Genomic DNA, 22,570 nt, shown 5'->3' on the forward strand with positions numbered 1-22,570 from the left:
ACCAGCATCGATTCCATCGATATCGCTGAAGACCGCGACCTGTTCCGCAAGATGATGGACCAGCTGGAAATCCCCATGCCCGAAAGCGGCATGGCTACCAACATTGACGAAGCCCTCGCTTGCGTCAAGCAGATCGGTGGCTACCCTGTGATGATCCGCCCCAGCTTCGTGCTTGGCGGCCGCGGCATGGAAGTCATCTACGACGAAAACATGCTCCGCGAATACGTTGCCAAGGCTGTTGGCGTTACTCCGGATCGCCCGCTCCTCATCGACCGTTTCCTCCACAACACTCTGGAATGCGAAGCCGACGCCCTCTCTGATGGCGAACACGTTTACATTCCGTCCGTGATGGAACACGTGGAACTTGCAGGTGTCCACTCCGGTGACTCTGCCTGCATTATTCCGCCGGTAACCATTACCGAAGCAAACCTGAAGACAATCAAGGATTACACTCGCAAGATTGCAGAATCCCTCCACGTTTGCGGTCTCATGAACATGCAGTACGCTATCGAAGACGGCAAGGTTTTCGTTCTGGAAGCCAACCCCCGCGCATCCCGTACCGTGCCTCTGGTCTCCAAGGTCTGTAACACTCAGATGGCCCGCCTTGCAACCCGCCTCATGATGGGTGAAAAGCTGGAAGATTTGAAGCTGAAGGACAAGAAGTTCAAGCACCACGGCGCCAAGGAAGCTGTGTTCCCGTTTGACAAGTTCCCCAAGGTTGACCCGGTTCTCGGTCCTGAAATGCGTTCCACCGGTGAAGTGCTGGGCCTCTCCGAAGACTTCGCCCTGGCTTACTACAAGAGCCAGGAAGCTGCAGGCTCCATCCTGCCGTCTTCCGGTGCCGTGCTGATTAGTTTGTCTGACAAGACCAACCTCTGCGACCAGGCTATCGAAGTGGGTCAACGTTTCCAGGAACTGGGCTTCAAGATTTACGCAACCGAAGGCACCGCCAAGTTCTACGAAAAGGCTGGCGTCAAGTGCGAAGTGGTGAACAAGATCGCCGAAGGCCGCCCCAACGTTCTGGATGTCATCCTGAACAAGCAGGTGAACCTCATCATCAACACCCCGTGGGCTCGCCGCGACGCTGTTGCCGATGAATCCGCCATCCGTAAGGCTGCCATCAAGTACAAGACTCCTTACATCACCACCCTCGCTGCCGCTCTCGACACCGTCAAGGGCATCGCCGCAGCTAAGGCTGGCAAGGGCGAAGTGAAGAGCTTGCAGGAGTATCACGCTAGCATTGAAGAAGTGTAATGTAAACGTCATCCTGAGTGCGTAAGCACGAAGGATCCATGCCCGCGAAAGCGGGAATCTAGCCTAAACTAAAAGAGTCCCGTCTCATAGGAGGCGGGGCTCTTTTTTGCACCTATTTGTTTTTGCGATAGAAATATTGGACTATGGCGTGATTTAATAAGAGGGTAAATCATGCAGTCATATTCATTGTTAAATGATTTCCAAACCGAGTGTCGCAAAAACATGTTTACATGTTTTTATGACCGAGGAGCAGAATCAAAATGACGAAGTCATTTCATTCCAAAATAGAGGATAAAACAATGTCTAGAGTCCATTACAATGAAGAGATGAAGCTTCAAACGGTCAAAATTGTCCTGAAGGGCGAAAAATCAACAAGCCGAGAGGCACGACCGTTGCAAGCTTGCTTGCAAAAGGGCATGCCCGAGGCGTAGAATTTTCTGCAAAAGTCCGCTACCAAGATTGCCAAGGATATCGGTGTCACAGCGAATACCGTGTGCAGGTGGGTCCAGGATTACCGAAAGCAGAACAATTTACCGTCTTATGAAGAAGAACGCCGGCTCAAGAGAGTCTCCATTGAAGAACTTGCGACAAAGAACCGTGAACTGGAGCGGAAACTTAAACAACGAGAAAAAGAACTTGCCGAAGAAAAGTCCGCAAGTCGAATATCGTAAAATAAACTTGTTTATTTTATGATTGAGACGAGGATCTTTCTACAAAGGGAAACCATCGAAATCCTAAAAAAAATCTATGAGGCGAGAGAAGCGACAAAACTTGTTTTGTCATTTCCGAGCCGACAGGTCAACTATGGCGTAGCCATGAGTGGTCACGGCAAGAAGCCAAGAGAAATCAACGGCGGCAGCGTGAAGCAGACCTCGTTCAGACAGTCCGCAGCGTATTTGAGGAATACTTCTGCATCTACGGCTGCACGAAGCTTTTGAGAGAACTGAACAATTTGCGCCATTTGGACTTAACCAGTTCTGGTGTGGCGATATCACGTATATCCGTACGAACCTCGGTTGGGTGTACCTGGCCGTTGTCCTGGATCTGTTCAACAAGGAAGTCATCGGGTATGCAATCAGCAAGAATATTCGAAGTCCGGGAGGACATCTTCAAGTACATCGAACTGTTCTACAACCGCAAGCGTTTGCACAGCAGCCTGGGGTACATGAGCCCGGTTGCCTACCGTTTGCAAAAACTTAGCGCATAACCTTTAACAATTAATACGAAAAAAGAGTATATTTAAAACGTCAGATTAATGAATATGGCTTGCGGAAAACCCTCTATTAAAAAATCAACAAGTCCAACAACGTTTAACGTTTTACTTCATCAAGCCAGCTAAAGTGCTGAGCAGCACATCCATATTGATGGGTTTTGCCACATGAGCGTTCATGCCTAATGAAACCGCCTTACGACGGTCCTCTTCGAAGGCATTGGCGGTCATGGCCACAATGGGAATGTCCTTACGGTCATCATCAAGTTGGCGAATTTCACGAGTAGCATCATAACCATCCAGATTAGGCATCTGGATATCCATCAGGATAAAGTCGTAATAGCCGGCATCCTTTTCGGTCAACATACTCAGGCACACACGTCCATCCACTGCACGTTCAACAGAAAAACCTGCTTCCACTAACAGCGTCATCGCAATTTCGGCATTAAGGTCGTTATCTTCCGCCAAAAGAATTCGCTTGCCCTGAAGTTTGCCAAGATCAGCCACGTCACTACCAGTTTCACTGCGGTATTCTTCTGCAGTGCAAATACGATGTTCCAAGGTAAAGCAGAATCTGGTTCCGACACCTTCCGTACTTTCCACCTGGATGGTTCCACCCATCAGCTCCACCAATCGCTTCACAATGGGCATACCTAGGCCAGTACCCACAATTTTACTTTCGGTAGAATTGCGTTCACGGACAAAGGCATCAAAGATGTGTGGCAGGAATTCCTTGCTCATCCCGATACCATCGTCTTCCACCACAAATTCATAAGCGGCGTAGCCTTCCCGTGAGCAGGGAATTTCCCTCATGGAAGTTTCAATCTTGCCGCCCACCTTGGAATACTTGATTGCGTTACCCACAAGGTTCACAATCACCTCACGGATCTTAACCAAATCCGCATAGACACAGTCGTGTTCAATAGACATGGAGGCCGTCAAGGTCAGATTACGATCCTTTAGGGATGCCTCAAAAATGTTCATCGTCGTATCCGTGTTGTCCCGCAGGCGCGTCGGACGTTCATTCACTTCCATCTTGCCACTTTCGATGCGGGCCATTTCCAGCACGTTATTAATCAAGGAAAGAAGGAAATCACCAGAGTTTTTCAGTTTCTTAAGATGTCCCTTCAACTTTTCAGGATCATCGCATTCCTTTTCCATCAAGGTCGCAAAACCAAGAATGGCGTTCATGGGCGTACGGATATCATGGCTCATATTGTTGAGGAACGCAGTTTTTGCTCGGCTAGATTCCTCGGCAGCAACCAGGGCTTCCTTCAGGAGTTCCTGCTGTTTACATTCGTTCATCACGATTTCAGTAGCATCACCATGATAGCCACTCAGCTGGTAAGATCCATCGGGCAGCTGCACTGCGGTACCGCCACATCGGTTGTAGATGTAGCCCTTGGTCGGATGCTTCCAGCGATAGAGTGCTTCCGCAAACTGCCCCGCCTTCATCTTCTCGATGGCCGCACCAAATATGGGCAAGTCTTCCGGAAGGATGCGACCAGCCAGGAAGTCATGGACATCTTCCTGGGTCATGGATTCACCATCAATACCCATCAGTTCATAAAGTTTGCTATTGCCGTGCATCTTGCCACGTTGGCCGTCCTTCAAGGTAACAAACCAGACGCCAAGACCGGCATTGGAAATAATGTCACTATACTCAGCCAGTTCCTTACGACTCTTTTCCTCCTTGGCTAGAGCTGTTTCCACCTGGACTATTTCATCCTTATCGACGGTCACACTCCAAATTTCATCTTCGGCGTCCTCAATCCTGATAACACGTCCGCGCTCTTCCACATGTTTCCAGGAGCCATCCTTACAGCGCACTTTGTAATTCAGGGTAAACAGATTTCCTTCGCTGACCGACGCAAACGCTGCAGGCAACTGATTCCTAACTTCATCCCGATCCACCAGCCCGGCCATATTTCCGCCGGAAATTTCAATCATTTCAGGAACCGTGTAGCCAAGCATCTGGGCCAATTGTTCCGAAACGTACTTGAAAGTAAACAAGCGGTCCACCTTAGAAATTTTGAAACCACCACGAATCGTTTCTGCCACGGTCTTTGCCTGCAGTTCACCACGCATCATAGTCGCACGCAACTGCTTGTTGACCAGCTGCAGTTTCTCGTTGAACTCCGCCAAGTCCTTTAAACGACGATGCTCCTCCTCGTCGCCCATGTACATTCCAACATACACGAAAATCATGGCGACACTAATACCCAGAACGGTAAAATATCCCCTGGCATCAACGAATATCTGCAAATACGATCCAATCACCGGCGGAACCATGTAAAGCAGAACCGCAACAACAGCCTTGGTATTGAAATTATCAGCCCTTTTAATTTTTTCTCGGATTAAAAGGATAATCATTGCAACCGCATAAGAGTAGGACACCAGAATCTGGAGGAAATAAAAATCTCCACGACGCATCGCATAATTTTCATCCAAATAAATCACCCACTGATTCTTAAAGGAAAATACGCTCACCACAGCGAACAGGACAATGGGGACAATAGCGCAGACTTTCAGCCATTTAGGAAAATGACCTCCATTCAAGGAGAACAATCTGATAACCCATACCAGGATCAAACAGGAAACGATGGACGGCAGCACAGCCAACAAGTAATAGAACAAGTACCCGATGGAACGGAATTCCCCAAAAAAGCCATTTTCAAAAAGAATGGCGCCCATGGCCGCCAGCTGAAGAACGACGACTACCAAGGCAAATCGGCTAAAGGTTTTTTGAGATGCTGAATTTTTACTTTTCGCAAGCGCTCTTCCAAAGACGAACATATCCATCAGCAAGAAAAACACTGCATGTATTACATGAACAAGACTGGATTCCATAAACACCAACTATAGTTTACTTTTGTAACAAAAATATATACAATCCACAACATCGTCCTATCACGGAACCAACTAATCCCTCAAATAAGGGGCAAAATGTTAAAATTTCCCCTTTTTCGATACTTTCATTTTTTGTAAAACAGTTCAACTCCTTATTTTACAAAGCATTATGATTTCGTTACGTATTTTTATACATATTTTGTAAAACACAAGCACTTGAAAACGGCTTTTTTGGGTCAAAAAAAGCAGATTTTTTTGTGTTAGCACCCATTGCCGTAGAGAACGAGCTTTTCTATTTTTTCCCCCGATGAAGAGAACTGAACTACAGAATCTCCAGCACGCATTCCAGGGTGCTGCACCGACCGCCAAGGCTATCCAGAAAGTCGGCTGGGCTTGTGGTTCTGTTTCTGTTTTCAGTTCTAGTGATTTTAAGGCAAAGGCATTTCGCTTTTGCCATTTTTTTTGCCCGCAGAACGTCATCCTGAGCAAAGTGCGCAGCACGGAGTCGAAGGATCCAGTAAAGGTTCATTATGGATTCTTCGGCCATTCTGGCCTCAGAATGACGACGAATACATCGGGCAATGTTATCAGGTTTTAGAGATTAACAAGTAAAAAGGTAACACGATGAACGATAAATTCAACTGGAAAGCAAAGCGCGATCGCAAGGCATTTTTGGCCTTGGCAGATGGCACCGTATTCCACGGCTACGCATTCGGCGACGCCAAGGACACCGTAGGCGAAGCTGTGTTCAACACGGGCATGGCTGGTTACAAGCAGATTCTTACCGACCCCTCCTACGCAGGTCAGTTCGTGGTGTTCACCACCGCTGAAGTGGGCGCCTACTCCGCCAAGAGCGAAAAGTCCGAATCCCGCCAGGTCTTCTTGAACGGTATCGTCATCAACGACCTTTGCGACGCTTCCGAAAACGTGGGCGAAGAATCCCTGGACTCCTACATGAAGGCCCAGAAGAAGCCGGGCATTGCAGGTGTGGACACCCGCGCCCTCACGCTGCACCTCCGCGACAACGGCGCCCAGAAGGCTTACCTCCATGTCGAGAATTTTGACATGAGCGAGGCCGACGCGGTTCAAAAAGCGAAGGAATGGATCGGCTTGGACGGTCAGGACTACGCTTCCGTGGTCAGCGACCCCAACGGTTACGAATTCTCTACCGAGGGCAAGTACAATGTGGTGGCTCTGGATTTCGGTATCAAGACCAACATCCTTCGCGACCTTGCAAGCCAGGACATGAAGGTGACCGTCATGCCCATCAACACTACCTTCGAGCAGATTCAGGCCAAGAATCCCGATGGCGTGTTCCTCTCCAACGGTCCTGCCGACCCCAACTCTCTACCCCAGGTTGCAGCTCTCGTAAAGCAGCTCCTTGGCAAGTATCCTCTCATGGGCATCTGCCTGGGTAACCAGCTCTTGGGTCTCGCCCTGGGCGCCAAGGTTTCCAAGTTGAAGTTCGGCCATCACGGTTGCAACCATCCGGTCAAGTACCTGAAGACCGGCGCCGTGGAAATTACCAGCCAGAACCACAACTACGCCATCGACGAAACTAGCTTGCCGGCCAACGTGGAAGTCACCCACATCAACCTGAACGACAACACCGTAGAAGGCATCCGCTGCAAGGACGTTCCTGCATTCAGCGTGCAGTACCATCCGGAATCCGCTCCGGGACCCAACGATTCCTACTACCTGTTCGAAGAATTTAAGCAGATGATCGAGGAATTTAAGAGGGGCTAGGATTTAGGGGCTAGGGGCTAGTGTAAAGAATCGCGCCATAGGCGCACAACACGATGAGAGCCAAAGGCTCTCCACTAACCTCTAGGTTCAATCTACCTCAAAGCCACGAAGTGGCGACCTGAACAAAGTTTATTAAAGAGGAATACACAATATGCCTAAGCGTACAGACCTCAAGAAGATTATGCTCATTGGCTCCGGCCCGATCGTTATCGGCCAGGGCTGCGAATTCGACTACTCCGGCGTACAGGCCTGTAAGGTGCTGCGTCGCGAAGGTTACGAAGTGGTGCTGGTGAACAGCAACCCGGCAACCATCATGACCGACCCGGAAATGGCCGACCGTACCTACATCGAGCCCCTGAACGTGGACATTCTCCACGAAATCATCCGCCGCGAACGCCCGGACGCATTGCTCCCCACTCTGGGTGGCCAGACCGCCCTGAACCTCGCCATGGAACTCCACGAAAAGGGCATTCTCAGCCGCTACAACGTGGAACTCATCGGTGCAAAGGCCGAATCCATCGCCCGCGCCGAAGACCGTAAGCTCTTCAAGGACGCCATGCTCTCCATCGGCCTGGACCTCCCCCGCTCCGGTTCCGCACACTCCATGAGCGAAGCCAAGGCAATCGCCCAGACCATCGGCAGCTGGCCTTTGATTATCCGCCCGGGCTTTACCCTGGGTGGTACCGGTGGCGGTATCGCACACAGCGAAGACGAATTCGAAGCCATCGTGAACCGCGGCCTCGACGCCTCCCTCAACAACGAAGTCTTGATCGAAGAATCCCTCCTGGGCTGGAAGGAATTCGAAATGGAAGTCATGCGCGATAAGAAGGGCAATGCCGTTATCGTCTGCTCCATCGAAAACCTGGACCCCATGGGCGTTCACACCGGCGACTCCATTACTGTGGCCCCGATCCAGTCTCTTGACGATCGCGCCTACCAGGCCATGCGTGACGACTCCCTGAAGGTCATGGAAGCTATCGGCGTCGAAACCGGTGGATCCAACGTTCAGTGGTCCATCAACCCTGTGACCGGCCGCCGCATCATTATCGAAATGAACCCCCGCGTAAGCCGCTCCTCTGCACTTGCTTCCAAGGCAACCGGCTTCCCCATCGCAAAGATTGCAGCACTCCTCGCTGTGGGCTACACTCTCGACGAACTGAAGAACGACATTACCCAATCTACTCCCAGCTGCTTCGAACCGGCTCTGGACTACGTCGTCACCAAGGTTCCTCGCTTCACCTTCGAAAAGTTCCCCAAGGCAGACAGCACTCTTGGCACCCAGATGAAGTCCGTGGGCGAAGCCATGGCTATCGGCTCCAACTTCAAGCAGTCCATGCAGAAGGCCCTGCGCTCCCTGGAAACTGGTTTCGGCGGCTTCGGCGCCTGCGCCAAGTGCGAACAGTACCTGGCTTACGACGACGAGACCTTGGCCAAGGAAGTTGCCCGCCCCAGTGCAGAACGCATCTTCGTGGTCTATGCCGCCTTCCGCCGCGGTTGGGACGTCGAAAAGCTTTACGAAATCACAAAGATCGACCGTTACTTCCTGCGTCATTTGGAAGAACTGGCCCAGTTCGAAGACGAAATCCGCGCCGCAGGCTCCCTCGAAGCCCTCTGCAAGGACAAGGACCTGTTCCGCCAGGCCAAGGAATTCGGCTATAGCGACATCCAGATCGGCTACATCTTCGGCAAGACTCCGGAAGAAGTCATGGCCGCACGTAACGCCATCAGCCTGAAGCCCAGCTACTACTCCGTAGATACCTGCGCCGGCGAATTTGAAGCAGTCACTCCGTACTACTACTCCTGCTATGCAGACCACACCGAGCCCGTCCGCGAAGTTCCGAACCGCGACAAGAAAAAGCGCATCATGGTGCTGGGCGGTGGCCCGAACCGTATCGGCCAGGGAATCGAATTCGACTACTGCTGCTGCCACGCTGCATTCACCCTGAAGAAGCAGGGCTACGAAGTCATCATGGTGAACAGCAACCCGGAAACAGTTTCAACGGACTACGACACTTCTGACAAGCTTTACTTTGAACCGCTGACCCTCGAAGATGTCATGGGCATCTACGAACGCGAAAACTGCTACGGCGTTATCGTTCAGTTCGGTGGCCAGACTCCGCTTAACTTGGCAATGCGCCTGAAGAAGGCCGGCGCCAATGTGGTGGGAACAAGCCCCGAGGATATCGACCTTGCCGAAGACCGCGACTTCTTTAAGCAGCTGGTTGACAAGGTGGGCATCAAGCAGGCCGCTTCCGGCATCGCCCACAATGTGGAAGAAGCCCTCGCCATCGTGGAAGAAATCGGCTACCCCGTTCTCGTGCGCCCCAGCTTCGTGCTCGGCGGCCGCGGCATGGTGATCGTCTATAAGGAAAAGTATCTCCGCAAGTTCGTGGAAGAGGCTGCAGCCATCGGCGAAGGCAAGCCTATCCTTATCGACCGCTTCCTGGAAGACGCAACCGAACTTGACGTGGACTGCATCAGCGACGGCAAGACCACCGTGGTGGGCGCCATCATGGAACACGTGGAACCCGCAGGCATCCACTCCGGCGACTCCGCAAGCGTCATCCCGCCCATGACCCTCAGCAAGGACCTGCAGGAAAAGGTCCGCGGCTACGCCAAGGAGTTCGCAAAGGAACTCCATGTGGTAGGCCTCATGAACATGCAGCTCGCCGTCAAGGATGGCGAACTCTACATGATCGAAGTGAACCCCCGCGCCTCCCGCACCGTGCCCTTCGTTTCCAAGTCCATCGGCGTGCCTCTGGCAAGCTACGCAAGCCGTTGCATGCTGGGCGAAACCCTCGAAGAAATCGGCTTCACTGAAGAAGTCCATGTTCCGTACGTGAGCGTGAAGGAAGCCGTGTTCCCCTTCGTGAAGTTCCCGGGCGTTGACGTGACCCTCTCCCCGGAAATGAAGTCCACCGGCGAAGTCATGAGCCTGGATCGCGACCGCGGCCTTGCCTACCTCAAGAGCCAGCTGGCCTCCGGCAACCGCATCCCGGGCCAGGGCAACATCTTCGTCTCCCTCAAGGACGAGGACAAGGCCCGCACAGTGCCCCTGATCCGCCAGCTGGTGGAACTGGGCTACGGCCTCTACGCCACCCGCGGCACCTCCACCATGCTCTACAACGAAGGCATCAAGACACGCGCCGTGTTCCGCATTTCCCGCGGCCGCCCGAACCTGCTGGACCTCATCCACGACAAGGAAGTCCAGTGGATCGTGAACACCAGCGAGACCGGCGCCGAAGCCATGGTCGATGAAATCCAGATGCGCAGCAAGGCAGTGGTCAGCGGCGTGCCTATCACCACCACCATCGCCGCCCTCACCTCCACCGTCGAAGGCCTCATGGACAAGCACGACTACGGTAGATTCGAAGTCTGCAGCCTGCAGGAATATCATCGTCACATCGTGAAGTAATGGGCGTTGCCCTTACGGGCCGGCCCCTTGCGCTATAAAAAGAGAGACCAGGAAATATTCCTGGTCTCTCTTTTTGTCGTTCAGCCGCTTCGCGTCCGACCCCATACGGGCTGCGGGGCCTAACGCGAAAGCAGATAACACAACATTCGATTAAATAAAAAAACTTACTTAACACCAATCAATTTTTGTTGTTTTTCCACGGCATCAATAAAGTTCTTATTTCCAGTCATGTCGGCCAAACATTCCAAGTGAGCCAACCTTGTCATCTTAGGAACACTATCATAGTATGAAGGTGATTTATCTTCATTTCCGTACATGATAGCATCAATAACATCCTGATTGTCTGTAAAATCAAAGATGTTCTTGTTTCCCATATCGGAGAAATTGTATGATTTTAGTTTGCCAACTTTTCCCGATAATTGCTGGGTCAGACGCATCGATTCAAAGGAAGAAACAAATGAGGAAGACTGCAACAAAGATGCACACATTCGCTTCATTGATTCCAATCGTTGTCTTTCATCACCAATGATTTTTGCATGCTTTTTGATGGCCTCCTTAGCTTGTTGTAGATATTCCATCGCCTCTTTGCAATTACTTTCATTTTGCAGATGATAAACCAAACCAAATCGATGTGCCAGGAAATTACGGACTTCAACAAGTTCCTTCAATTCAGCTTCACGTCTTTCGTAGTGTTCCCTTGTTTGTTCTGGATTTTCAGCATCGACAAAGTTGAACTTGCTTTGGAATTTAATGAATTCACCTTCGGTAAGGTCATCTACAGGCATTCCATAATACTTATCAAGGTATTCGTGGACAACTCCACCAAGGCAATCCCTATTATCTTGCCAATGAAATTCCAAGGGTTTAGGCTGTTTCAACTCTTCTAAGGATTTGAATTCCATCTCTAAACATGCCTGTTCCACCATGTACTTCATTGTCCACTCTATGCGTTGGCATAGGTGAATTAGTGCTCCAAGTAGAATATAAATGTCTTTTGATGAAAAACTCATTTAATACTTATGAGAAGGGGTAATAAAACTCCAAAACTTGTCCGCTTCATTTTCATCTAAATAACTTGAAGACAAACCATCACATGAACCGTCAAGAAGATTAAAGAATGCCGTTTCAATGATAGCATTCCCCTCAACAATACCATTGTATTGTAAAGTATTCGCTAAAAAATGTTCATTTGGAACAAATTTCATCTTTCGGCAGGGAAATGTATTCGTGGGACGATTTGAATATACGTATGCAACCATATTTCGATTATATGGAATTGCCAAAGATTTTGCGGTTCTTTGATACACCATTACACGCATAAATGATTTTATGTTGCAAATTTCATCAAGGATTTCATTTCCTTCTCTTTCGGTAGAAAAATTGAAAAAAATATGTCGCTGGTCAATGGTTGGTTTGGGGTCATATCCCAGCCCTTTTAATTTTCCAATATCGACACTTCCACGAATATAAACTGTAGTTTCGTATTTCATTTTCAATTCTCAATTCGTCCTACTACAGACTCTTTTTTATTTGAATCTTCTTCACGTTTTTTGATAATTGACTCAACTTCATCCAAATCTGTAGCCAAATTGTCTCCATGGTCATCATACAAGGAACACCACTCATTAACTGATTCGTGACCAGCCATGGCAACATTCCAACGGTCTAACGCAATCTCACAAGAATCTGATAGTGTGGTCTCTATTTCACATTCCGGGCAATACATCTTAAACCTCAATACACCATTCATGTAAGAGCGTATTTGAGGAACAGAACCACAACCACATTTTAGTACGGGTTCTTTTGGTTCAAATTGCTTAGTATGTACATTGCCAGTCATATCACTTCTTACCAGCATCATACTCTGCCTTATCCTCAGCTGCCATCGAAGAAATAAAAGATTCTCCAATGGCATTGTAAGGCATTTTCACAAGATTGCTTACCAATTCTTTATCTTCGTCTTCAAAGGTAATCAGACCAAAATACTTCTCAAAGAATTGACGTAATTTGGCGATGACATCTGCTTTCTTTTCGGCTCGGATTCCACCACCAAATCGGGACATCCTAGGCATGATATTGGCGATATCTGTACCGGATTCATCCAGTTCGCCATCCCTGAAAGAATTGATGATGAATTCCCTTGTCTCTTCTTCCTTCAGGTTTTCATCAGAAATGATTTGAACAAGGTCGTTTTCCTGTTGTTCCTTGACAAACTCCTTCCAATCCTTGTCAACATCGGTATCGACATTAACCTTCTTCACAAAGGCTTCAATCAGTTCGCGTTTGCTGCGGAGTTCAACACTAGCATTTAGGGCTTTGGTGATTTGAGCCTTAATCTTCTTATCCTTGCAGTTACTGTCATGATATTGGGCGACCAAAGCCAAGATGTAATCAATATTGATATCAACTTGCTTGATTAATTCCAATTCAAACTCAATGTCATCCCTGATGGATTCCTTTGAGCCTTTCTGCTGATGCGAATACTTATCATGCAAATCTACGTAGATAGACTGATAATCCTGCAAGTCTCTTTCTGAAATATCCAGATCATTGAATTGATCAAAAGAAGAAAGAATATTTCTTAAACGAAGGACTGCTCCGAACAAACGGATAAATTCCTTTTCAGCCTTTTCGCCTAAAATTTCTTGACCAAGCGGATACATGGTCTTCAATTCATCAAGCAGCTGCTTATAACCAGGCTGTTTCTTGCCCTTGTCATCCTTGTAACCATTGTAATATTCGCTAAAGGTTTTTAGGATAACGATTCCACCGGCATCCTTGTCGCCAAACAAAGCAATCGCATCATCCGTTTCTTTTTGCAAGGAACGGAAGCAAACTATGTTACCAAATGTCTTGACAGAATTAAGAATACGGTTTGTTCGAGAATAAGCCTGTAACAATCCATGTTGTTTAAGGTTTTTATCCACCCATAAAGTATTCAGCGTAGTGGCATCAAAACCCGTCAGGAACATATTCACTACAATCAGAAGATCAATTTCCCTATTCTTCATCCTTTGAGAAATATCTTTGTAGTAAGCCAAAAATTTTTCACTTGATGTATCGAAATTCATCGAAAACATCTTGTTATAGTCCTTAATGGCAGAATCAAGAAAGTCTCTATCAGATTTACTCATTGCCCCAGTTTCAAATTCTTCTTCCGTCAGAATTCCACCCACATCTTCTTCGTTGGGCGCATAACTGAATACCGTGGCAATTTTCAAAGGTGAATACTTTGCCTTAATTTGCTTCTTGAATTCCTCATAGTATTTCTTGGCCATGGGGATAGAAGCGGTTGCAAAGATGGAATTAAATCCACAAAGTCTCTGGTCCTTGACCTGATAGAACGTATTACGCTTTGTCTTTTGATCAAAATGTTCAAGAACATAGGAAACAATCTCGGCAATCCTCTTCGGATCGCTCATAGCTTCTTCTGTATCAATAGCAGAGACTTTCTTGTCAACCAGGCTCTTTTTTACTTGAACGGTATTAACATAATCTATGCGGAAAGGCAGTACATTACCATCGTTAATTGCATTCACAATGGTGTAATGATGCAGCTTATCGCCAAAGGCCTGTTCCGTAGTCTTCAGCAGCGGATTCTTACTGCTGCCTACATTCTGGGGGAATATAGGAGTTCCTGTGAAGCCGAACAGATGATAATTCTTGAAGGTCTTGGTAATCTTTTGATGCAGTTCACCAAAGTGGCTTCGATGACATTCATCGAAAACAAATACAATATGCTTCTTGTAGATATCGTGAGTCTTGTTTTTGGTAATGAAACAACCCAGCTTTTGGATTGTGGTCACGATAATTTTGTATTCGTGATGACCGCCCTTCTGATTACGGTCTTCTAGCTGGTCCTGGAGAATCTTTGTGGACTTATTGCCATTTGCCGCTCCCTTCTGGAAACGGTCATATTCCTTCATGGTCTGATAGTCCAAATCCTGACGGTCAACTACGAAAAGAACCTTATCCACGTAATCCAGGCCACTGGCCAGAACTGCGGTCTTGAAGCTGGTCAAGGTTTTGCCGGAACCAGTCGTGTGCCAGATGTAGCCACCAGCATCCAACTTGCCCATTGTCTTGTAATTGTTGGCAATGGTAATACGGTTCAAAATGCGTTCTGTGGCAGTAATCTGATACGGACGCATTACCAAGAGCAATTCTTCTGAAGTGAAAACACAATACTTGGTAAGAACATTAAGAATGGTGTGCTTGGCAAGGAAAGTCTTTGTGAAGTCCACCAAGTCCGGGATATTCTTGTTATTGCCATCAGCCCAGAAACTGGTAAATTCAAAACTATTGCTGGTCTTGATATTCTTTTTGGAACCACCTACAGCAAGTTCCTTGATATGAGCGTTACGGGTGGTATTGGAATAATACTTGGTGTGAGTCCCGTTGCTGATTACGAAAATCTGCACATACTCATAGAGGCCGGAACCAGCCCAGAAAGAAACTCTCTGATAACGATCAATCTGGTTAAAAGCCTCACGGATAGCCACTCCCCTACGCTTCAGTTCCACATGGACTAAAGGAAGACCGTTAACAAGGATTGAAACGTCATATCGGGTGTTATGGGTTCCCTGTTCTTCTTCATATTGATTAATAACCTGAAGAGTGTTGTTGTGAATGTTCACCTTGTCTATCAGCTTGATGTTTTTGGAAGCACCCTTGTCGGTCTTTAGTGTCTTGACATAATCCTCTTGGATTGTCCGGGTCTTTTCAACAATTCCTTCATTCTTGTTGGCGATAAATTCCGTAAAGAATCGGTCCCATTCCCCATCGGTAAACTTGAAATTATTCAAGTTCTCGATTTGGGTCCTGAGGTTTTGTACCAAATCATCTTCGGTATGGATTTGCAGATAACCATAGCCTTGGTTTTGAAGCATCTTTATGAATTCACGTTCTAAGTCAGCCTCACTCTGGTAGGCATCGGAACGGGAACGGGCCGGGGTATATTCAGCAACCACGGTTGCTTCAGATGTTTCTGCTACGGTATTGTACTGCATGAATTATTTTTTAAGCCCCTGCCTACAAATTTCTTGCCAAACAAAAGGAGAATACTTCTGCATATAAGCATCAGGAAGATTGTATAAAATGTAATCTTCATAATGAGTTTTTCGCATGCAGCAAAATTCTTTATCATTTAATTTAAGTTTTATTATAGCATCCTCACAATTGTTGAAGTAGTCTTCATCATCAATTTTATTTTGCGGATTCGCAAAAATACATCCATCAGAGAAATTGATGAAAAACGAGTTCGGTTGCATAGTGAAAGGATCAAGATGAAGAATTTTCTCATTTTTCTTGCTATTCACCTGTCTACAACATAGTCGATAATTACTCCATTCATAAGTGAGATTTTTTCCCATTACCGGATCTGATTTCGGTATAAAGTGATCTACAGAAACAGAACCTTTTCCCCTTTCTAAGAAAATACCCAAATAAGCACATATTTGATCATATTCGCGCTCTAAATCCGGGATACATTCTTTCCAATAATTCTCATAAGAACTAGGATTCGCATTTGCATTTTGTGGTTTCGCAAGCCATTTCTTACCAGGCTGACGAACCTTTTCGTCAAAATCAGAAGGTTCGGGCTTTGGCGTCACAGGTATCATTAGAAGACTCCTTTCTTTTGACACCTGTACCGGATCAAAAACAAGTCCTTATCTGTTGGAGAAAGACTTGAAGCTATTTTTTCAAATATCTTTTTAGTTTTAATCTTATCCACGGGTTCATTGTCAAGTTCAGCATATATCCGCTTTATCAATTTAGAAGAATCAACTGAACGGGTTGAATCCATATCAAAAGCTTTGCTTTCCAGCCAAATATCAGAGGTACCTAACTTCGTAAATTCACGTTCGGTAAAATGAATTGTCCCCTTTTTTCCGGAGTCAAAATCAAACCACTTGTCTTTTTCAGGATCAAAGAAATCTTCCAAAGAAACCATCACCAAAGGAGAATGAGTCGTCGCAATAATTTGAGCACTACCCTTAACATCCTTAAGCAATGTTTCAACAGAAGAAAGCAACGCTCGCATCACCTTTTTCTGCCAACTAGGATGCAAATGAGATTCAACTTCATCAATCAAAAAGGTGATTTGCGAAACTTGTTTTTGGCCAGTAATTTTGCAAGCTTTTAAATGTTCGCTAAAAGCCCAAGTTATACAATAAGCTATGGAAAGAATCCGTCTTATTGCAGCAGAGGCGTGCAATACAGGCACACTACCGTAAGGCATTTTTATGGTAGGAATGTTACGGACATCGTTTAAGGAAAGTCTAGTCTGCTCACCTATGGAAAGTTTGAAATCTGGAGGAGACAGAGCCTCTAACAATTTCAGCAGACATTTAAATTCAAATCCGTTTTTATCTTGCCACGAGCACAGGTCTGCGATTAGACCGTTGATTGTATTTTTTTCATTTTGCTTTAGCCCATTCCAAATTTCTTGGGAATTAAAAGCGAAAGCAACATTACTGGTTTTTTGAAAATCTACACCGTCATAGCGGAATGCTCGTACAGGATCCCAAACGCAAAAGCTACCGTCAGCCAGTGCGTAAATGACCAGGCTACTTTTCCAGGTACTGCCAAGAAAAATTTTACCTTGAGTCAGTTCCCAATTCTGTTTTTCACGATTAAAAACAGTTTCAAAAAGGAGCACTTCGTTTTTCTGGGACAACTGAAAATTAATCTTTGACAATTTACTCGGAAATTTCGGACGACCCACAAATCCAGTCGATAAATTTGGATTTGATTCGGCAGGCCACTTTTGCGTCAAAGCAAACCAAATTGCATCGAGCAAAAAACTTTTTCCTAAGCCATTATCACCAGTAAAAACATTAAGACGCGAACCGAATTCAACATTCAATTCAACCGGACCAACATTTTTTGTAACTATTGATTTAAGCATCAAGAAACCAATTCATTTTCAATTTTATACCATGCCCTAAAATAACAAAAAAAATACACCGATTTATGAGATATTCTTAAAAGTCAGCAATTTATCACGGTAATACTCGTATTGTTTCTTACGGGCTTCGATTTCGGCAGGTATGCCAGTGGAAATATCATTGACAAGGGCATCAAAACGGTCTAGAATCGCTACGATACGTTCTTGTTCAGCAAGGGATGGAAGAGGAATTGTAATTGCTGCCAAAGAAGGAACACTGGAGTGAACTACTTTACTCTTGACTTTGCCTTTTCCTTTTTGCTTAACGGCATCTGTGGTGGATAGGGCATAAGACAAATACTTTGCATTTTGCACATGCTTCATCACAACCGTATCACCTCCGGCAAGGCATTTTTCCTTTCCCACATAGGCTGTACACTTTGCAATATCTTCAATGCTTTCTCCAGTAATAGCAAAGATGATATCCCCATTTTCAAAATATTTTGGATTTTGAATATTGTCCAAATTTGTATGAGAAACGCACTTGTCAAAATGGATTCCATAGGTGGTATAAATCTCACCGTAACGAACACAGGGAATACCTTCGTTCGTCACCTGGTCTCTCGTTATGCCACTACCACGGTACATATCTAAAGCTATATCTCCAAGAGTTATTTCTGCATACCCATAAACATACTGATAGAGACTAATTATTGCTTGCTTGCTTGCTTGCTTGCTTGCTTGCTTGCTTGCTTGCTTGCTTGCTTAGCAAGAACTGTGCCAAGCGGCTCGAAACTTAGCAACATATCTCGATAATATTCATACTGCTTTTTACGCAGTTCAATCTCAGCAGGCAAACCAATTTTTAGGTCAGAACAGATTGCTTCAAAATTATCAAGAACTTTAGCTATTCTTTTTTGAATGTCAATCGGTGGAACCGGAACGCTCAATTTCTCTAAATTTCCAACGGCTAATCCCGGCTGAGCACCTTGGGATTTGTACTGGTTTAAATTCATTGCTGTTAGCAAATGAAACAGGAACCTGTTATTTAGTCTGGCATCATTTTTAACAACAACAGCATGTTCTGTTGCATAAAATGTTCCAGTAGCAAAACATACATTGCCACACAAAGCTCCTTGGCGACCTATTAGACAATATTCTCCATTTTGATTATTGCAAGCCACATAACCACGAATTCCGTTGCCACCATAGCATGGGTACGGGAACATTTTCGACTGTTCCGAACTTATATCTGATGCAGAAATAGCCTTACCTGCTTTCATGTCACAAATTTCACCCAAAGTTTTCCACTCCAAAGTTAGGGGGGGGCTAACTTTTTTGAATGAAAGCAACTGGTCACGATAAAATTCATATTGCTTTTTGCGAGCTGAAAGCTCCGCTGAAAGCTCCGCTGTGAGCATCGTGAAACTGTCCAGTACCTGGACTATTTCACGCTGCACCTCCAAAGGAGGTACAGGGATTTGAAACTTTGAATATGTTGCAATCCACAAACGTTTATGTTCATTTGATGCGAAATTTAATACACCCATATAATGAAATACATAACGGAGTAAAATTTCATTTTTTGCCGTTAAAATTTTCATTGCAGATGATTTAACTTTAAATGGAAAGTCAACCCACTTAAACGCCCCAGTAAAGTCATCAAAAATCACAACAGGGCAATCCTTGGATGCGGAATAAATTCCATTTTTTTCATCCGTATATCCTAAGATAAATGTTTGTCCCGCTGTTAGGACTGGAGTCGTGTATTCATCAGAATAATCGGTGCTGTCAACAATGTATTTACTAGGCTGTTCGTAATCACAGACATCTTCAAATGTCTTATACTCAACCCCATTGGGGCAATACTTCTTTATCAAATCAGCAATCTTGCTCATTGGCTATTTCTCCAAGTCTGCAATAATCTTATCGATGGACTTGCGAAGTTCATCTTCGTGCTTTACGATATCGGCTATTTGCTTATTCAAGACCTTGATATCCACCTTTTCACGGGTGTCCTTCTGTTCCACATAAGTAGAAACAGACAGGTTGTAGTCCTGTTCTGCGACATCATCAATGGCAACCAGCTTGGTTTCATATTTCTTGTTCTTACGGTCATTCAGGCTAGCAACAATGTTCTGGATATTGTCATCGGTCAGCTTATTGGAATTCGTAACCTTTACGCATTCCTTGCTTGCATCCACAAACAGAACCTTATTGTCCTTCTTGGACTTCTTCAGAACCAGAATACAAGTGGCAATCGTTGTTCCGTAAAACAGGTTGTCCGGCAGCTGAATTACAGCATCCACATAGTTGTTATCAACCAGATACTGGCGAATCTTCTGTTCGGCACCGCCACGGTACATAATGCCGGGGAAACAAACAATGGCTGCAGTTCCTGCGGTATCAAGCCACGAAAGGATGTGCATCACAAAGGCCAAGTCAGCCTTGCTCTTTGGAGCCAATACACCAGCAGGAGCAAAACGAGGGTCGTTAATCAGCAGGGCGTTGTCGTCACCTTCCCACTTGATGGAATAAGGAGGATTCGAAACGATTGCATCGAAGGGTTCATCATCCCAGTGCTTCGGGTCAATCAGGGTGTCTCCATGGGCAATATCAAACTTATTGTAGTTGATGTCATGGAGGAACATATTGATGCGAGCCAAGTTGTAGGTGGTCAAGTTCTTTTCCTGACCGAAGTAACCCTTGCGAACCCCATCCTTACCCAGAATCTTACGAGCCTTCAAAAGTAAGGATGCTGAACCTACAGCCGGGTCATAAATCTTGTTGATCGTCTTCTTGCCATTGACCGCAATTCTGACCAGCAACTCGGAAACTTCCTGAGGAGTGTAGTATTCACCACCGCTTTTACCAGCGTTACTTGCATACAGGCCCATCAGATACTCATAGGCATCGCCAAAGGCATCAATGGTGTTATCCAGATAATCGCCCAACTTCATGTCGGCAATACCATGCATCAACTTGCGGAGGGTAGCACACTTGTCGGCAACACTCTTGCCCAGTTTGTTGGAATTCACGTCAAAGTCATCAAACAAGCCTTCTATATCACTTTCAGAGGCTGTTCCCTTTGCCGATGCTTCAATGGCATTAAAAACGGATTCCAAAGTCTCGTTCAAGTTCTCGTTCTTATCGGCCTTTTCCAGAACATTACAGAACAGCTGGCTCGGCAGAATGAAGAAGCCCTTTTCCTTTACTAGGTCATCCTTGGCCTGTTTTGCCTCTTTATCAGAAAGTTTGGAGTAATCAAAGCCTTTTTCTTCGCCCTTGTTGATGTAGGAAGCCAAGTTTTCAGAGATGTAGCGGTAGAATAGCATACCGAGAACGTACTGCTTAAAATCCCAACCATCAATAGACCCACGAAGGTCATCAGCAATAGCCCAAATCGCACGGTGCAACTCAGCCCGTTCCAGTTCTTTCTTGTTATCTGCCATATAATTTGGATCCTTAGATTTTACCGATGAAAATATAATCTTTATCTGTTGGTTAATGTCAACCTCATTCCTTTTTTGGAGCAATCCAGCCCATTCTCTCCAAAACAAAATTGACCAGGACTTCTTTTGAATCTATTCCGTAGTCGATTTGATAACCATGGCACAAATCAAGAACGATCGACAACAGTTTTTCATCCCAGTTCATTGAAGAAAAATCTTTTTCGGTTACAACAGGAGCCGGGATATCAGCATTCAAGCATTTTTTCACCCTTGCATCACTCAGGATTTCGTTAAAATTCATCCACGGAGTTCCATCATCTTTTAGAGTACATAAACATTCCGCTTCTGCAATAAGAGTCAAACGAGAAAACATGGGACTTTTAACAAAGGTCCATACACAATAAATAGATTGCTTCTTCTTCAACTCAAAGAATTCGAAATATCCTTCTAAAATTCTTAAAATAGAGAGGCGCTCTTCCTTGGAAAAATCAAATTTTAAAAGCCATGCGTTGGCAATTTTAACGCTATTTTCAATAAAGCCAAACAATTTCTGTTTACCTTCTGCTCTAGCATTTTTCATTCCAACTTCAAGCAACAATGCAACCAATACATCTTGCCAGTCATGATCTTTTTCCATAACATACAAGATAACTTGCTTAGTATGTTCCCAGACAGAGCCATGAAAACGTTCCCCGTAGAAACAATTCGTCATATACAAATCAATAAAATCAAATAAAGTATTTTTTGTTTGTTCTATTCTTTCAATTGGATTTTTTGAGCCCAGTAATTCAATGATTTTTTGTTTATCGTTACAACCCGTACTGGTCGATCTAAAAAGAAAACCTTCATGCGCAATTTCCTTAATTTCTCTGAACAAACAATTCGAGAAGACTCCTTTTGATTTTATATGATAAAACGGAGGCGCATCCACATCCCGAAAGTCACAGCAATCAAAATCGACATTGCTTTCAATTATTTTTATCACATATTCATATTCATCTACAACCGATCCTGTAAAAGTACAATTATCAAATAAAATTTGCTGACAATTTAAAACAGACAATGCTTGCGGAAATCCCGTAATTTGACATCCCTTAAACATTATACGAAAGTCAGAATTCTCTATGCAAATGGTCGACGAGTACATTTCACACGAAAAATCTGATTCAAAAAAAGAAGCAGCCCCCTTTTCATAAATAAAAAGAGCGGAGCCTTCTAAAGAACAAAAAGAGCATCCGACAAAAACCGGATTAGTTCCTTCGCCACGGATACAAACTCCATTAGTTACTTCAAAAACACAATTTTCTAAACGAGGTTTCTGACCATCCCTAATAACAAGTTCTTCCAACGAAAACTTTTGATTACAAAACAAAAGAGCATCTTCAGAAGAAGATTTATCTAAAATTTTTTGGAGATTATCCATAACAAATTCCTTTTATTAAGAGTTTTCCAAAAGTACGTCATCACCTAGGGAAATCTGATAAACATCAGCTTAAGCATGAATATACTTTTTTCTAGCGTCATTTTCCGTCAATAACACATTTTCGGCTTTTGGGGAAAATTCTAATAAATGGGAGGCATTTTCCGCTGCAAAACATCGCCCAATAACTTTTTCACAACAAAAACTCAATGAAAACAGAAATATCCATTGAAAAAAAGGGCTCTTCATCAACATGTGTGGGTGGCTTCGCCACCCTTTTTTGTTGACTTTCGCCTAAATTAAACAAAAAATGGGCTATTTTCTAAAATTTAAT

Annotated in this window: 17 protein-coding genes and 1 pseudogene; 7 read left to right on the forward strand and 11 right to left on the reverse strand. The window is 45.2% G+C overall.

Going from position 1 to position 22,570, the window contains the following annotated elements:
* From BGX12_RS13570 to BGX12_RS15850, 4 genes and pseudogenes are all read left to right on the forward strand, one after another.
* Positions 1-1,254: ATP-grasp domain-containing protein (locus tag BGX12_RS13570; protein WP_146196352.1), on the forward strand; the 1,254-nt coding region annotated here is incomplete at its 5' end.
* Between the two features lie 437 nt (positions 1,255-1,691).
* Complete coding sequence (locus BGX12_RS16140) at positions 1,692-1,925, forward strand: helix-turn-helix domain-containing protein (RefSeq protein WP_370245671.1); 234 nt, start codon at positions 1,692-1,694, stop codon at positions 1,923-1,925.
* A 144-nt stretch (positions 1,926-2,069) separates the two neighbouring features.
* A complete protein-coding gene (locus BGX12_RS15955) occupies positions 2,070-2,192 on the forward strand; it encodes a hypothetical protein (protein ID WP_255416882.1) in 123 nt (40 codons plus the stop codon).
* A 13-nt stretch (positions 2,193-2,205) separates the two neighbouring features.
* Positions 2,206-2,461: pseudogene (locus BGX12_RS15850) on the forward strand (DDE-type integrase/transposase/recombinase); the annotation flags it as partial.
* Positions 2,462-2,572: 111 nt separating this feature from the next.
* Here BGX12_RS15850 and BGX12_RS13585 read toward each other — a convergent pair.
* Positions 2,573-5,314 carry an ATP-binding protein gene (locus BGX12_RS13585; RefSeq protein ID WP_109736584.1) on the reverse strand — a complete coding sequence of 914 codons (2,742 nt, stop codon included), beginning with the start codon at positions 5,312-5,314 and terminating at the stop codon, positions 2,573-2,575.
* Between the two features lie 307 nt (positions 5,315-5,621).
* On the opposite strand from BGX12_RS13585, the gene BGX12_RS13590 reads away from it, so the two are divergent.
* The 3 genes from BGX12_RS13590 (at position 5,622) to carB (ending at position 10,475) form a co-directional block, all read left to right on the forward strand.
* A complete protein-coding gene (locus tag BGX12_RS13590) occupies positions 5,622-5,912 on the forward strand; it encodes a hypothetical protein (RefSeq protein ID WP_109736585.1) in 291 nt (96 codons plus the stop codon).
* Between the two features lie 26 nt (positions 5,913-5,938).
* Entirely contained in the window at positions 5,939-7,060 is a 1,122-nt protein-coding gene (carA, locus tag BGX12_RS13595; RefSeq protein ID WP_109736586.1) for a glutamine-hydrolyzing carbamoyl-phosphate synthase small subunit, read from the forward strand.
* Positions 7,061-7,211: 151 nt separating this feature from the next.
* Positions 7,212-10,475, forward strand: a complete 3,264-nt coding sequence (gene carB, locus BGX12_RS13600) for a carbamoyl-phosphate synthase large subunit (protein WP_109736587.1) — start codon at positions 7,212-7,214, stop codon at positions 10,473-10,475.
* A gap of 164 nt (positions 10,476-10,639) precedes the next feature.
* On the opposite strand, the gene BGX12_RS13605 is transcribed toward carB, so the two are convergent.
* From BGX12_RS13605 to BGX12_RS13650, 10 genes are all read right to left on the reverse strand, one after another.
* Positions 10,640-11,410, reverse strand: a complete 771-nt coding sequence (locus tag BGX12_RS13605) for a hypothetical protein (RefSeq protein ID WP_146196354.1) — start codon at positions 11,408-11,410, stop codon at positions 10,640-10,642.
* 75 nt (positions 11,411-11,485) lie between these two features.
* Positions 11,486-11,965, reverse strand: a complete 480-nt coding sequence (locus BGX12_RS13610; RefSeq protein ID WP_109736589.1) for a hypothetical protein — start codon at positions 11,963-11,965, stop codon at positions 11,486-11,488.
* 2 nt (positions 11,966-11,967) lie between these two features.
* The gene (locus tag BGX12_RS13615) at positions 11,968-12,336 is read right to left on the reverse strand and encodes a hypothetical protein (RefSeq protein ID WP_146196355.1); all 369 of its coding nucleotides are present in this window, start codon (positions 12,334-12,336) and stop codon (positions 11,968-11,970) included.
* Entirely contained in the window at positions 12,317-15,484 is a 3,168-nt protein-coding gene (locus tag BGX12_RS13620; RefSeq protein ID WP_109736591.1) for a type I restriction endonuclease subunit R, read from the reverse strand. The genes BGX12_RS13615 and BGX12_RS13620 overlap by 20 nt, the downstream gene beginning before the upstream one ends.
* 3 nt (positions 15,485-15,487) lie before the next feature.
* The gene (locus BGX12_RS13625; protein WP_109736592.1) at positions 15,488-16,096 is read right to left on the reverse strand and encodes a hypothetical protein; all 609 of its coding nucleotides are present in this window, start codon (positions 16,094-16,096) and stop codon (positions 15,488-15,490) included.
* The gene (locus BGX12_RS13630; RefSeq protein WP_109736593.1) at positions 16,096-17,385 is read right to left on the reverse strand and encodes an AAA family ATPase; all 1,290 of its coding nucleotides are present in this window, start codon (positions 17,383-17,385) and stop codon (positions 16,096-16,098) included. Before BGX12_RS13630 ends, BGX12_RS13625 begins: the two co-directional genes overlap by 1 nt.
* 63 nt (positions 17,386-17,448) lie before the next feature.
* Positions 17,449-17,979 (reverse strand): restriction endonuclease subunit S, encoded by a 531-nt coding sequence (locus tag BGX12_RS13635; protein ID WP_199220785.1) that lies wholly within the window; start codon positions 17,977-17,979, stop codon positions 17,449-17,451.
* A 95-nt stretch (positions 17,980-18,074) separates the two neighbouring features.
* Positions 18,075-19,262, reverse strand: a complete 1,188-nt coding sequence (locus tag BGX12_RS13640) for a restriction endonuclease subunit S (RefSeq protein ID WP_109736595.1) — start codon at positions 19,260-19,262, stop codon at positions 18,075-18,077.
* Between the two features lie 3 nt (positions 19,263-19,265).
* Positions 19,266-20,816 (reverse strand): type I restriction-modification system subunit M, encoded by a 1,551-nt coding sequence (locus BGX12_RS13645; RefSeq protein WP_109736596.1) that lies wholly within the window; start codon positions 20,814-20,816, stop codon positions 19,266-19,268.
* Positions 20,817-20,880: 64 nt separating this feature from the next.
* The gene (locus BGX12_RS13650) at positions 20,881-22,239 is read right to left on the reverse strand and encodes a right-handed parallel beta-helix repeat-containing protein (RefSeq protein ID WP_109736597.1); all 1,359 of its coding nucleotides are present in this window, start codon (positions 22,237-22,239) and stop codon (positions 20,881-20,883) included.
* Between the last annotated feature and the right edge of the window lie 331 nt (positions 22,240-22,570).

Origin of the sequence: Fibrobacter sp. UWR4 (assembly GCF_003149045.1) — a bacterium.
Taxonomy (GTDB): Bacteria; Fibrobacterota; Fibrobacteria; order Fibrobacterales; family Fibrobacteraceae; genus Fibrobacter.

Excerpts from the sequence above, each read along its gene's own strand:
- BGX12_RS15955 (WP_255416882.1), top strand. The coding sequence starts at position 2,070 with ATGAGTGGTCACGGCAAGAAGCCAAGAGAAATCAACGGCGGCAGCGTG.
- BGX12_RS13605 (WP_146196354.1), bottom strand. The coding sequence starts at position 11,410 with ATGAAGTACATGGTGGAACAGGCATGTTTAGAGATGGAATTCAAATCC.
- BGX12_RS13625 (WP_109736592.1), bottom strand. The coding sequence starts at position 16,096 with ATGATACCTGTGACGCCAAAGCCCGAACCTTCTGATTTTGACGAAAAG.
- carA (WP_109736586.1), top strand. The coding sequence starts at position 5,939 with ATGAACGATAAATTCAACTGGAAAGCAAAGCGCGATCGCAAGGCATTT.
- BGX12_RS13620 (WP_109736591.1), bottom strand. The coding sequence starts at position 15,484 with ATGCAGTACAATACCGTAGCAGAAACATCTGAAGCAACCGTGGTTGCT.
- BGX12_RS13645 (WP_109736596.1), bottom strand. The coding sequence starts at position 20,816 with ATGGCAGATAACAAGAAAGAACTGGAACGGGCTGAGTTGCACCGTGCG.
- BGX12_RS13640 (WP_109736595.1), bottom strand. The coding sequence starts at position 19,262 with ATGAGCAAGATTGCTGATTTGATAAAGAAGTATTGCCCCAATGGGGTT.
- BGX12_RS13590 (WP_109736585.1), top strand. The coding sequence starts at position 5,622 with ATGAAGAGAACTGAACTACAGAATCTCCAGCACGCATTCCAGGGTGCT.
- BGX12_RS13585 (WP_109736584.1), bottom strand. The coding sequence starts at position 5,314 with ATGGAATCCAGTCTTGTTCATGTAATACATGCAGTGTTTTTCTTGCTG.
- BGX12_RS13615 (WP_146196355.1), bottom strand. The coding sequence starts at position 12,336 with ATGATGCTGGTAAGAAGTGATATGACTGGCAATGTACATACTAAGCAA.
- BGX12_RS13650 (WP_109736597.1), bottom strand. The coding sequence starts at position 22,239 with ATGGATAATCTCCAAAAAATTTTAGATAAATCTTCTTCTGAAGATGCT.
- BGX12_RS13630 (WP_109736593.1), bottom strand. The coding sequence starts at position 17,385 with ATGCTTAAATCAATAGTTACAAAAAATGTTGGTCCGGTTGAATTGAAT.
- BGX12_RS13610 (WP_109736589.1), bottom strand. The coding sequence starts at position 11,965 with ATGAAATACGAAACTACAGTTTATATTCGTGGAAGTGTCGATATTGGA.
- carB (WP_109736587.1), top strand. The coding sequence starts at position 7,212 with ATGCCTAAGCGTACAGACCTCAAGAAGATTATGCTCATTGGCTCCGGC.